The 11,204-nt window shown below is 70.0% G+C and carries 11 protein-coding genes and 1 pseudogene; 4 read left to right on the top strand and 8 right to left on the bottom strand.

Features of this window, described 5'->3' with window-relative positions; genetic code table 11:
* Positions 1 to 166 precede the first annotated feature (166 nt).
* The 3 genes from ACWCQ6_RS33730 to ACWCQ6_RS33720 form a co-directional block, all read right to left on the bottom strand.
* Entirely contained in the window at positions 167 to 745 is a 579-nt protein-coding gene (locus ACWCQ6_RS33730) for a TetR/AcrR family transcriptional regulator (RefSeq protein WP_451095789.1), read from the bottom strand.
* Positions 746 to 916: 171 nt separating this feature from the next.
* Positions 917 to 2,308, bottom strand: coding sequence for an amidase (locus ACWCQ6_RS33725; protein WP_451095787.1), 1,392 nt, complete (start codon positions 2,306 to 2,308; stop codon positions 917 to 919).
* A complete protein-coding gene (locus tag ACWCQ6_RS33720; protein WP_451095785.1) occupies positions 2,295 to 2,504 on the bottom strand; it encodes a hypothetical protein in 210 nt (69 codons plus the stop codon). The genes ACWCQ6_RS33725 and ACWCQ6_RS33720 overlap by 14 nt, the downstream gene beginning before the upstream one ends.
* Positions 2,505 to 2,632: 128 nt before the next feature.
* Between ACWCQ6_RS33720 and ACWCQ6_RS33715 the strand changes: the two genes are divergently transcribed.
* Positions 2,633 to 3,931 carry an MFS transporter gene (locus tag ACWCQ6_RS33715; RefSeq protein ID WP_451095783.1) on the top strand — a complete coding sequence of 433 codons (1,299 nt, stop codon included), beginning with the start codon at positions 2,633 to 2,635 and terminating at the stop codon, positions 3,929 to 3,931.
* A 50-nt stretch (positions 3,932 to 3,981) separates the two neighbouring features.
* Complete coding sequence (locus ACWCQ6_RS33710; RefSeq protein ID WP_451095781.1) at positions 3,982 to 4,884, top strand: MBL fold metallo-hydrolase; 903 nt, start codon at positions 3,982 to 3,984, stop codon at positions 4,882 to 4,884.
* Between the two features lie 126 nt (positions 4,885 to 5,010).
* On the opposite strand, the pseudogene ACWCQ6_RS33705 reads toward ACWCQ6_RS33710, so the two are convergent.
* Both ACWCQ6_RS33705 and ACWCQ6_RS33700 read right to left on the bottom strand, forming a co-directional pair.
* Positions 5,011 to 5,768: pseudogene (locus ACWCQ6_RS33705) on the bottom strand (IS6 family transposase).
* A gap of 93 nt (positions 5,769 to 5,861) precedes the next feature.
* A complete protein-coding gene (locus ACWCQ6_RS33700) occupies positions 5,862 to 6,347 on the bottom strand; it encodes a hypothetical protein (protein ID WP_451095779.1) in 486 nt (161 codons plus the stop codon).
* Positions 6,348 to 6,448: 101 nt separating this feature from the next.
* Between ACWCQ6_RS33700 and ACWCQ6_RS33695 the strand changes: the two genes are divergently transcribed.
* Positions 6,449 to 7,126 carry a reverse transcriptase domain-containing protein gene (locus ACWCQ6_RS33695; RefSeq protein WP_451095777.1) on the top strand — a complete coding sequence of 226 codons (678 nt, stop codon included), beginning with the start codon at positions 6,449 to 6,451 and terminating at the stop codon, positions 7,124 to 7,126.
* 286 nt (positions 7,127 to 7,412) lie between these two features.
* Here ACWCQ6_RS33695 and ACWCQ6_RS33690 read toward each other — a convergent pair whose 3' ends face one another.
* The gene (locus ACWCQ6_RS33690) at positions 7,413 to 8,891 is read right to left on the bottom strand and encodes an MFS transporter (protein ID WP_451095775.1); all 1,479 of its coding nucleotides are present in this window, start codon (positions 8,889 to 8,891) and stop codon (positions 7,413 to 7,415) included.
* 221 nt (positions 8,892 to 9,112) lie between these two features.
* Entirely contained in the window at positions 9,113 to 10,105 is a 993-nt protein-coding gene (locus tag ACWCQ6_RS33685; protein WP_451095773.1) for an alpha/beta fold hydrolase, read from the bottom strand.
* Positions 10,106 to 10,279: 174 nt separating this feature from the next.
* Here ACWCQ6_RS33685 and ACWCQ6_RS33680 point away from each other — a divergent pair, with 174 nt between their 5' ends.
* Positions 10,280 to 10,858, top strand: a complete 579-nt coding sequence (locus ACWCQ6_RS33680; protein ID WP_451095791.1) for a helix-turn-helix domain-containing protein — start codon at positions 10,280 to 10,282, stop codon at positions 10,856 to 10,858.
* A 70-nt stretch (positions 10,859 to 10,928) separates the two neighbouring features.
* On the opposite strand, the gene ACWCQ6_RS33675 is transcribed toward ACWCQ6_RS33680, so the two are convergent.
* Positions 10,929 to 11,204, bottom strand: a 276-nt coding sequence (locus tag ACWCQ6_RS33675) for a hypothetical protein (protein WP_451095771.1), incomplete at its 5' end; no start/stop codon positions are given.

Below are 11,204 nucleotides of genomic sequence, written 5' to 3'. Positions count from 1 at the left end.
TCACGCCGTCAGACACCCAACCAACAACGTGACAGTGCCGTTCGGTGATCTCCACGGACCACGCCACAAGCCGAAGGCGCTCGCCTTGCCCGAGCTGCGATAGCCCGCGGGCATGAGCAACGGTGAATCTGGGCGATCCTCCTGTGCGGGCCGCGAGGAATCTGGATCACGGGAGGGGGTGTTCTTCGCCCGCGTCGAGGAGCTCGGTCACGAGCCGACGGGCGTACGCGGCGTCGAGTCCGGCCGGGCGGAAGAGGATGCGGTACATCATGGGGGCGACCACGCGATCCATCGCCGTCTCGACGTCGGGAGTTTTCTCCTCGCGGCCGATCGCGCGGGCGAGCATGATGTCGACCTGTTCGGCCGCGTAGGCCGAGCACTGACCGGCGTTGCTGCCGTCCGGGTCGCCGAGCAGAGCGTCACGGATGTAGGCGCGGCCGGAGGGGGACGACATCTCGTCGAGGAACTGTTCGGCCCAGGCCGTCAGGTCGGACAGCAGGTCGCCGTGGCTCTCCGGCGCGGTGTCGGGCCGCAGGCGCTCCACCGCGACGTCCGACAGCAGCTCCTGAAGGTCGCCCCAGCGGCGATAGATCGTCGAGGGGGTGACTCCGGCGCGCTGGGCGACCAGGGGGACGGTCACCGCGTCGCGGCCCCGCTCCGACAGGATTTCGCGGACAGCGGTGTGCACCGAAGCCTGGACCCGTGCACTGCGCCCGCCGGGGCGCACCATCGGCTTACGACTCATGACTCCACCTTAAAGCACGGTTATTGCGTTTAGGAGGAGCATGCCGGCTCGACGGCGGCGCCAGGGCCCCCTTGCCGGTCTCCTCGCTGCGGGCATCCGGTCCTGATCCCGACCGGAGCCGAACGCATATGGGCCGGGCCGGACGGTTCCGGCCCGGCCCATATGCCGTTCTCAGGCGGTCGGCGCGAGCGATCGGGCGGACTGCGTCCACTCGTAGGCGTGGCCCACCCGCAGCAGCTGCCGCTCGCCGAAGGGCCGTCCGAGCAGCTGCATGCCGATCGGCATGCCCGCCGTGTCGTGGCCCACCGGGACGGACAGAGCGGGCACTCCGGTGATGTTGGCCGGGGAGGATAGACGCACGTAGGCGTCGGAGACGGCCTCGGTCGAGCCGTCGGACCAGGTGACGCTCTCCTGACCGGCCTTCACCGCGGTCATCGGGACCGCCGGGGCGGCGATCACGTCGACCTTCTCCAGAATGCGGGCCCATTCCTCCTGCATGAGCGTCCGGGAGCGCTGGGCACGCAGATAGTCGCCCGCGCCCATCAGCTCACCGGCCTCCAGGAGGATGCGGACGTCCGCCTGGTACAGCTCGGGGACCGTACGCAGCGTGCCCTCGTGGTAGGCGGTGGCCTCCGGCACCATCAGCCCCCACTGGGTGGCCTGGATGTACCGGGTCATCGGGATGTCGATCTCGACGAGATGGGCGCCGAGCGTCTCCAGCTGCGCGATGCCCCGGCGGACGGTGGTCTCCACCTCCGCGGCGACATGGTCGAAGTAGTAATTGCGCGGCACCCCGACGCGCACGCCCGCCAGGTCCGGCTCCCGTTCCGGCCGGTAGTCGACGGCGGGGGTGTCCAGCGAGGCGGGGTCACGCGGGTCGTGCCCGGCGAGGACGGTCAGGACCAGGGCTGCGTCCTCGACGGTGCGGGTGACCGGGCCGACGTGGTCCAGTGACCAGGACAGCGACGTGACGCCGTGGCGTGGCACCAGCCCGTAGGTCGGCTTGAAGCCGACGACCCCGTTCAGCGCGGCGGGAACCCGGATCGACCCGCCGGTGTCGGTGCCGAGGGCGAAGGTCGCCGCCCCGGCCGCCACCGCGACGGCGGACCCGCCGCTGGAGCCTCCCGCGACCCGGCCGCGGTCCCAGGCGTTGCCGGTCTGCGGGGTGGTCAGGCCGTAGGCGAACTCGTGGGTGTGGGTCTTGCCGACCAGGACGGAGCCTGCGGCCCGCAGCCGGGCTGCGACCGTGCTGTCGGCGGCGGCGCGGTGGCCGGCCCGGACCCGGGAACTGGCGCTGGTGGCCGAACCGGCGACGTCGATCAGGTCCTTGAGCCCGGCCGGGACGCCGTGGAGCGGCCCCCGGAACACGCCGCGGGCCGCTTCCTGCTCGGCCTCCCGCGCCGCGCCGCGGGCCTGCTCAGCGGTGACCGCGACGTACGCCTCGACGTGCGGGTCCACCTGGTCGATGCGGTCGAGGACCGAGTCCACCAGCTCGACGGGGGACAGTCGACGGGCCCGGATCTGCTGCGCGGCGTCGGCGAGGGTCAGCTCATACGGCCGCATCGTGCTTCTCCTTTCCGGCGCGGTAGGCGCTGGCGGGCGGGGTGTCCCCGAAGTCCAGCTCGCGCAGGACCGCGACGACGGAGTGGATGTGGCAGGCGGTGGCGGCGACCGCGGCGTGGCGGTCATCGGGCAGCGGAAGCCCGGCACGGGCGGCCCAGCGGGCGGCCTCGGGCGGCGTGAGTTCAACGGAGGGCACAGGTTTCTCCTGATCAGGGGGCGTGGCAACGAAGCCCCCTACAGTAAAAGCTAATAGTTTGCTTTAGTCCGACCGTAGGCCCTACGGTTGGGTTAAAGCAAATGCATTGCATTTACGGAAGGAGTCCCATGCCCGGCGTCATCTCCGACGTACAAGCGGTGGCCGACGCGCCCGCGATCTCCGACGCACCCGCGCACGTCGCTCACCAGACCACCTGCACCCGTACGAAGAGGCGCACGCGCACGGCTTCTTTCGCCCTCAACGTGTCGATACTCGCGGCCCTCCTGGCCGCGTCCAGCGCTCCGACCCCGCTCTACCCTCTCTACCAGGACCAGTGGGGCCTCTCCGCGCTCGCCGTCACCGTGGTCTTCAGCGCGTACGCCCTGGCCCTGTTGCTGGCCCTGCTCACCACCGGAGCGCTCTCCGACCACCTAGGGCGACGCCCCGTCCTGGCAGGCGCCCTGCTCATGGCGGCTGCCTCCATGGTCCTTCTGGCCTCAGCGGATGGCGCGGGCTCCCTGACCATCGCCCGGGTCCTGCAAGGAGTGGCCACCGGCGCGGCCACCAGCGCCGCGGGCGCGGCGCTCCTCGACCTGGAAAACCCCCGGCGCCCGGGCCGGTCCGCCCTGGCCAACAGCGTCACCCCGGTCGCAGGCATGGCCACCGGCGTGCTCGTCTCCACCCTGCTCGTCCGTTTCGCCCCCGCCCCCACCGTCTACGTACTGCTGGCGGCGTTGTTCCTCGCCCAAGCGATCGCGGCCACCTTCACCACGGAGACGGCCCACCGCCACGCGGGAGCGCTGCGGTCGCTGCGCCCGCGGGTCAGCGTCCCGCCCCCGGCCCGCCGCGCCCTGCTGGCCGCGGGCGCCGCTATCGGCACCGTCTGGGCGCTGGGCGGCTTCTACTCCTCCCTCGGCCCGGCCCTCGTACACCTGGTGGCCCCCGACGCTCCGCAAGCAGCCCGCGGCATGGTCTTCTTCGCTCTCAGTGCCACCGCCGCGCTCACCGTATGGGCGCTGCGGCGAAGGCCGCCCCGCGCCACGGCGATCGGCGGCTGCCTGTCCGTCCTGCCCGCCGCGGCCCTGACCCTGAGCGGTCTGCACGGCGCCGGGCTGCCCGCCGTCTACGGTGGCGCGGTGCTGGCCGGCATCGCCTTCGGCGCCGTTTCCCAGGGGGCGCTGCGTATGCTCCTCGCCTCGCTCGACGAGCGGGACCGCGCCGCGACACTGGCCGCCTACTACATCCTCAGCTACCTCTCCATGAGCCTGCCCGCCGTCGCTGCGGGCGCCGCCACCCAGCACTACGGGCTGGGGACCACCTCACACGCCTACGCCATCACCGCCGCTCTCCTCGCCCTGGCGGCCCTGGCGGCGCTCGCCGCGTCACGACGCGGGGCGGCCCGCCCCGAAGCCGACCGCTCCCACTGAAGAGAACAACCGACCGCTTCCGCTGAAGAGAACGAAGGAAACGACACACAATGCACACCTCCCCCGCCGCCACCCCCATTCCCTTCTGGACCGTGGGCGGCGTCACCGTCCACCGCGTCGACGAAGTCGCCCTGCCGCCCGCGACTGGACCCTGGCTGCTGCCCGACGCCACCCCTGAGGTGGTGACCGCCCAGGACTGGCTGCACCCCCACTTCGCCGGCCAGGACGGGATTCTGCACATCGACAGCCACAGCTTCGCGTTCGTCGTGAACGGGCTGCGCGTTCTCGTCGACACCGGCATCGGCAACGGCAAGGAGCGGGCCAACCCGGCCTGGCACAACCTGCGGACCGACTTCCTGGAGCGCCTCACCGCCGCCGGTTTCCCCCCGGACTCCGTCGACCTGGTGATCCTCACTCACCTGCACGCCGATCACGTCGGCTGGAACACACGGCAGGTGAACGGCGAATGGGTCCCCACCTTCCCCAACGCCCGCTACCTCACCTCCCGCGCCGAGCGGGAGTTCTGGGCCACGTACGACATGGAGGAGGCACGCGAACAGATGTTCCGCGACTCCGTGATCCCGGTCGAACAGGCGGGTCTGCTGAGCACGGTCGACGTCCCGCACAAGGCGGCCGAGATCGCCCCCGGCCTGCGCTTGATCCCGACACCCGGCCACACCCCCGGCCACGTCGCGGTGGAACTGACCAGCCAGGGGGAGACGGCGCTGATCTCCGGCGACTGCGTCCACCACCCCGTCCAGCTCGCCCACCCCGTCATCGGCGCCTGCGTCGACATCGACCCGCGGCAGTCCGAGGCCACCCGCCGCAAGCTGCTCGGCTCCCTCGTCGGCACGGACACCCTCATCCTCGGCACCCACTTCGTACCGCCCACCGCCGGCCGCGTGGTCGCCCATGGGGACGCCTACCGGCTGGAGCCCGTCCCCGCTTCCTGATGCCGTTGCCACGCCGTCTCGGTCACCGCAGGTATGGCCCAGCCCCTCGGACGGCATTGTCAACTTGTTGGTGTGCGGTTACTTGAGGGTGTGCGGGAGTGTGCTGGGCTTGGTTCCGCCTCTGGTTCAGGCCTCGGTGGGCATGGCGGTAGTGCCGGTGATCTCGTTCCGGGTTCCGAATCGGTGGCGCATCTCTGTGCGGTAGCCGGTGGCGGTCATCCGGTGGCGGCGGGGCCGGAAGTGCGGTGAGATCTGGCTGAACGCGGACAGGAACCTCTGGGTTCTGCCGACTGTGCGGAAGCCCTTCATCGCGCGTTCGCGCTGCCTCGTCGGCTGATGGGAGTTCTCCGCACGGTTGTTCAGGCCCTTGTGGGAACGGTGATCGGCCGAGGAGATCAACTCTCTGTGGGCGACGCCGTAGGAGCGGAGCTTGTCGGTGACCAGCACCCTGGGTGTTCTGCGCTGCTTCTTCATCAGCTTGGCCATGAACCGCTCCGCGGCCTTCGCGTCCCGCTTGGACTGCAGCAGGATGTCGAGGACAGTGCCGTCCTGGTCCACGGCCCGCCACAGGTAGTGCCGCACCCCGTTGATCTTCAGGAACACCTCGTCCAGGTGCCACTTGTCGCCGGCCCGGGGCCGGCGGCGGCGCAGGGCGGCCGCGTACTGGGGGCCGAACCGGTCGCACCAACGGCGGATCGCCTCATGGGAGACGGTGATCCCGCGGGCCAGGAGCAGCTCCTCGGCTTCGCGGAAGGAGAGCGCGGGAAGCGGAAGTACAGCCACATGCAGCGGGAGATTACCTCGACCGGGTACCGGTGCCCCTTGTACGACGGCGGAGTACTGCCCACGGACAACCCTCCCAGAATGACCAACCCGAAGATCATCCCACCCTGTCAGTCAACGTGACAGTGCCTTCGAGCATGCTGACGGCGGGCGGGCGGGAGACGAGCGACGTCTATGCCGCGAGCCCCGCCGCGTTATCTGCCCGGCCGGGCAACCTCCTCAAGTACCCCAAACCGTTCATGGAGGTCTTCGGCAAAACGCGTCCGGTAGATGCCGTGGACGATGGTCCAGGGAGACTGGTAGCCCCTGTGCTCCGGGTCCGAGACATCCTCGTCCCACGGCACTACGCAGTCTGGAAGCAGCCGCGCACGGCCCAGATACATCTGCGCGGCCTCTTCCAACTGCACTTCTCCTGCGATCACCGAGCTCCATAGCCTGCAGCCCTGCCCGACCACCCACATGCACAGATCTTCGGTGCTGTCTTCGGACCAGACGTCCCCATCCACGCTCACGCCTTCCGAGAAGTCGGCGAGCGAATCAGCCGCGGACTCGTACGCGAGCGCGAAGGCTTCAAGGACTTCCCGCAGCTGGGACTCCAACCACAATTCAAGGGCAGACAGGCGCGGTCGTGTCGCTTCCAGGACTTCCCAGAACCAATCAGGAACATGATCCGGTCCCATTCGGCTCCCGTGTCGATGGCTGCGGTACCTGCCCGACCGTACAGCGGGATGGAGTCCCCTGGACACTCCCAGACTTCACCGTCGGCGAATGGCGCTCGGAGATGCAGGCCACGCTGCACCGTTGGGCGGCGGCCGATCCCGGCCGTCGGTTAGACGACCTGTTCAACCTCGTGCACGACCCGGCGACGCTGATCGTGGCGTTCGGGCGGGTCGCGGGCAACAAGGGTTCCCGCACTCCCGGCGTCGACGGCCTGACGGTCGCCGACATCGAGGAGTACACCGGGGTGCCCGGGTTCCTGCACGATCTACGTGTCGCCCTCAAGGACGGCTCGTTCCGGCCTCTCCCGGTCAGGGAACGCAAGATCCCCAAGCCGGGCTGGTCGGGGAAGGTCGCCCTCGGGATTCCGACGGTGGCGGACCGGATCGTGCAGGCCGCGCTGAAACTCGTACTGGAGCCGATCTTCGAGACCGGCGTCACGCCGGTTTCCTACGGCTGCAGGCCCGGGCGGCGGGCCTGGGACGCGATCGCCGAGATCCACCACTTCGGCACCAAGCAGTATCGCTGGGTGCTGGACGCGGATATCGGGGCGTGCTTCGACCGGATCGACCACACGGCCCTGCTGGACCGCGTGCGACACCGGGTGACGGACAAACGCGTCCTGGGCCTGGTCAAGGCATTCCTCAAGGCCGGGATTCTGACCGAACTCGGGGCGAAGATCCCCAGCCCATGGCCAACGATCCAGCCCACGACGGTCTCCGTGGAGAGCCGTATGCGCTGAGAGGCGCACGTCCGGTTCGGCGAGAAGTCCGGGGAAACGAACCGGGAGCAATCCCGACACCGCGCCCCGGACTTACTCAGCGGAGCTTCAGCTGACCGATTGGCCGAACAGCCGTTGCCCCCGGTAGCAGCGGGTGGTGGACGATGAGATGGAAGCTGCCGGAGCGGACGCTGACCGTCGCGGCGAGTCGGCCCGAGCTGCCGCCGGAGTGGGCGGCGTAACCTGACTGATCTGTCGGCTCGCCTCTCCCACGCGGACAGGGGCCATGCCAGCCGTGGGAGTATGGTCAACCGACGTGCACGGGTGCTTCCGCGGGTGTGTCCGCACGCATCGGCTTCTTGATCAGCAGGGTGGCGGCGGCAAGAGCGAGGGTGAAAGCAACCGCACTGGCGATGAAGGCTACGCGGTACCCGTGGACGTATCCGTCCAGACGCACCGCCTTGGTGATCGTGCCGTCCTGGGCAGCGAGGAACCCGGTGAGCGCCGAAACGTACAGCGTGTTGAGGAGCGCCGGCCCCATCGCGCCTCCGATCTGCTGGGTTGTGCTGATCATGGCACTGGCCACACCGGTGTCGGAGGGGTCGATGCCGGCCAGGGCGGTATTGGGCAGGGCGACGAATGCTGCTCCGAGGCCCAGTCCGATCAGGATCATCGCGGGCAGCACGACGAGGAGGTAGCCGCCGGTCTGTTCGATCTGGGGCAGCCACAGAGCACCGATCAGCGCTACGGCGATACCGCTGACCATCAGCTGCTTGGGGCCGACCTTTGGTACCAGCGCGGCACCAAGCGTGGCTGCGGCGATGAGGCTGCAGGAGAAGGGGAGGAAGGCCAGGCCCGCGTGGAGGGGCTGATAGCCGAGATTGACCTGGAGGTAGTAGGTCAGGAACAGCATGATTGCGAAAAGACCGGCGCCGGTGAGCAGGGAGATCAGGAACGCGCCGCCCCGGTCACGGTCCAGGACTACGCGCAGGGGCAGCATGGGGTGAGCCGTGCGGCGTTCGACGGCGATGAAGGCGGCGATCAGCGCGGCACCGACGATCAGCAGGGCCCAGGACAGCGCACTGGACCAGCCCTTCTCTGCGGCGTGGGTGAAACCCCAGACCAGTGCGACCAGGCCGGTGGTGACGAGCAGGGCGCCGGGAATGTCGTAGCGGCGTCTGCCTTCCGCCCGGCTTTCACGCACCGTTGGCAGTGCTGCGAGGGCGGCAGCCAGGGCGATGGGGGTATTGACGAACATGCACCAGCGCCAGGTGGTGTACTCGGTCAGCACCCCGCCGATGATGAGACCGCCGGCGCCGCCGGCGCCCTGCAACGCACCGTAGACGCCGAATGCCTTGGCTCGCTCACGAGCGTCGGTGAAGGTGACCGCGATCAGGGACAGTGCCGCCGGAGCGAGGAGGGCGGCGAATGCGCCCTGCAGGACCCGGCCGGCGAACAGAACCGCGCCAGTGGTGGCGATACCGGAGATCACGGAGGCGGCCGCGAACCCCACCAGGCCGATGACGAAGACGCGTTTGCGGCCCACGAAGTCGACGATGCGGCCACCGAGCAGCAGCAGGCCGCCGAAAGCCAGCGAATATGCGGTGACCGCCCACTGCCGGTTCGCGTCGCTGATGCCCAGATCCGACTGTACCTGCGGGAGAGCGATGTTGATGACGGAGGCGTCCAGCACCACCATCAGCGTGGCCACTGAGATCACCGTCAGCGCGAGCCAGCGCCGCGGATCCAGTTCGGGGCGGTCCTCAGTCGAGGAGGAAAGAGGCATTGCGTCACCAATCAGGAAGTTGGGGCGGGCATCGCCCGTGACGCGGCCGGGAGATGGGGGCACTTCGTCCGGCCGCTGCGCGCACGCACGGCCTCGACGCCGGTGCGCTCGCGCCGGACGAGGTCTGAGGGACGTCCTGGCGGGCCGGCCGTCGCCCGTGCGAACAGGGCGGCGCGGTTACCGAGCCTGCTCGCACGGGTGACGCCGGTGTGTCCGGCGGTTCAGCCCTGGAGGGTGGCGAGCCAGCCGGTCAGCAGGCGGTTGACCTCCTCGGGGCGCTCCTGCTGGATCCAGTGGCCGCAGCCCTCCAGGAGGTGGGAGGCGGTCAGGCCGGGGAGGGTGGTGGGGTAGGCGTCGATCGCGTCGGACATCCAGGTGGTGGAGGCGTCCAGGGCGCCACCGATGAACAGGGACGGCTGCTTGATCGGGGCGCCGCGGTGGGGGGCGAGGTCCTCCCAGTCGCGGTCCATGTTGCGGTAGCGGTTGAGGGCGCCGGTCAGGCCGGTGCGCTCGAACTCCCCGGCGTAGACGTCGAGGTCGTCCTCGGTCAGCCAGGCGGGAAGCTTGCCCGCGGGGAAGCGGTCGCGCAGCTGGCCACCACCGCTCCGGGTCACGAAGTGCGGGTCGGGCTCGCCCTGGGCGGGCATGGTGTCGGCGGACAGCGCCGCGTAGAAGCCCGTGAGCCAGCCCCGGACATCGGGCTCGATCTCCGCCTCGGCGCGACCGGGCTCCTGGAAGTAGGAGACGTAGAACTCCTGCTCGGGGCCGCCGATCTGGCCGAAGATGTCGGTGGGGCGGGGGCCGCCGGGCGGCGCGTAGGGGACGCTCAGCAGGGCGACGGCGCTAAAGACCTCGGGGTGGAGCAGGGCGGAGGTGGCCGCGATGTTGGAGCCCCAGTCGTGACCGACGACCACCGCGTTCTCCTCGCCGAGGGCGCGGACGACGGCGAGGTTGTCCTCCACCAGGTCGAGCATCCGGTAGGCGTCGGTCGCGGCGGGCTTGGAGGAGCGGCCGTAGCCGCGCACGTCGATGGCCACGGCCCGGTAGCCGGCCGCGGCGAGTGCCGGGAGCTGCAGCCTCCAGGAGTACCAGGACTCGGGGAAGCCGTGCACGAGCAGGATCAGAGGGCCGGTGCCCTGCTCGACCAGGTGCAGCCGGCCGGCGGGGGCCTCGATGGTGCGGTGGCGGAGTTCGGCGGACGGCTCGGGCTGCATGGGTTTCTCCTCGGTTCGCGGGTGGCGCGGGTACACATCGATCATGCGGTGCAACGGCCCCCGACGCGATTAGCGTTGCCATTAGGGCAAACTTGCAGGACAGAGCTGGGCGGCACGGCCGGTGAGGAGGGAGCAAGAGTGACGGACGACGGCACAGCCGAGACGCTGGCGGCAATGGGCCCACGGTTGCGAGCCGCGCGCGAGCGGCACGGCGCCACGCTCACCGGCGTCAGCTGCGCGACCGGCATCTCGCCGAGCACGCTGTCACGGATCGAGACCGGCCGACGCAAGCCCACCCTGGAGGTGGTGCTGCAGCTGGCCACGGAGTACGGCATTTCCCTGGACGAGCTGGCTGGCACTGCCCCCGCGCCCGCCCCCGTCGAGCCGCGCACCATCGCGCTGCAGCGTTTCGGCGACGACAAGGGGGTGCTGCCGCTGACCCCGTACGTTGGCGGCCTGCATGCCCACAAACACGTCCTGCCCGCCGTCGAGGAACCGCCCACGCGGCCACGGCAGATCTCCCACGACGGCTGCGAATGGCTGTGCGTCCTGTACGGGCGGCTGTGGCTCGCACTCGGAAAGCAGGACTTCATCCTGACCGCCGGCGACTTCGCCGAGTTCGACACCCGCAACCCCCACGGAGTCACGAACGCCGGCCCCGGCGGGCCGGTCGAGTACCTGATCATGTTCGGGCCCCAGGGAGAGAGACTGCGGCCACGCACCCCGCCGCCCACCGGCCGGGGAGCCTTGTAACGAAGTGCAGCGTTCGTGGGCGCGTGGTGGCCCGCGCTGACCGCAGTCGCCGTCCAGCCGGATCGGGTGGTCAGCGGCGGCGGGGCAGCGGGGTGACGGCGCGGGCCTCGTGGAGGGCGGCGCGCAGGTGCTCGTTGTCGATGCTCAGGCGTTGGATGGCGGCGATGGCGACCTCCAGCTGCGCGGCGAGTTCGCGTTTGTCGCGCCGCAGTCGCGCGTTGTCGGTCTTCAGCTCGGTGTAGGCGTCGGCGCCGTTCGTGCTGCCGGGCGTTGGAGGTTTGCGGCGGAAGGTGGTGTTGGCGAGTGAGGCACTGTCACGTTGTTGGTTGGGTGTCTGACGGCGTGG

This window comes from Streptomyces sp. NPDC001880 (assembly GCF_053594575.1).
The sequence above is the reverse complement of the archived record's forward strand: the minus strand, read 5'-3'. Positions and strand labels throughout refer to the sequence as shown.

Bases quoted from the DNA above. Each gene is read 5' to 3' on its own strand.
- ACWCQ6_RS33690 (WP_451095775.1), bottom strand. From the start codon at position 8,891: ATGCCTCTTTCCTCCTCGACTGAGGACCGCCCCGAACTGGATCCGCGG.
- ACWCQ6_RS33695 (WP_451095777.1), top strand. From the start codon at position 6,449: ATGCAGGCCACGCTGCACCGTTGGGCGGCGGCCGATCCCGGCCGTCGG.
- ACWCQ6_RS33730 (WP_451095789.1), bottom strand. From the start codon at position 745: ATGAGTCGTAAGCCGATGGTGCGCCCCGGCGGGCGCAGTGCACGGGTC.
- ACWCQ6_RS33700 (WP_451095779.1), bottom strand. From the start codon at position 6,347: ATGGGACCGGATCATGTTCCTGATTGGTTCTGGGAAGTCCTGGAAGCG.
- ACWCQ6_RS33725 (WP_451095787.1), bottom strand. From the start codon at position 2,308: ATGCGGCCGTATGAGCTGACCCTCGCCGACGCCGCGCAGCAGATCCGG.
- ACWCQ6_RS33715 (WP_451095783.1), top strand. From the start codon at position 2,633: ATGCCCGGCGTCATCTCCGACGTACAAGCGGTGGCCGACGCGCCCGCG.
- ACWCQ6_RS33685 (WP_451095773.1), bottom strand. From the start codon at position 10,105: ATGCAGCCCGAGCCGTCCGCCGAACTCCGCCACCGCACCATCGAGGCC.
- ACWCQ6_RS33680 (WP_451095791.1), top strand. From the start codon at position 10,280: ATGGGCCCACGGTTGCGAGCCGCGCGCGAGCGGCACGGCGCCACGCTC.
- ACWCQ6_RS33710 (WP_451095781.1), top strand. From the start codon at position 3,982: ATGCACACCTCCCCCGCCGCCACCCCCATTCCCTTCTGGACCGTGGGC.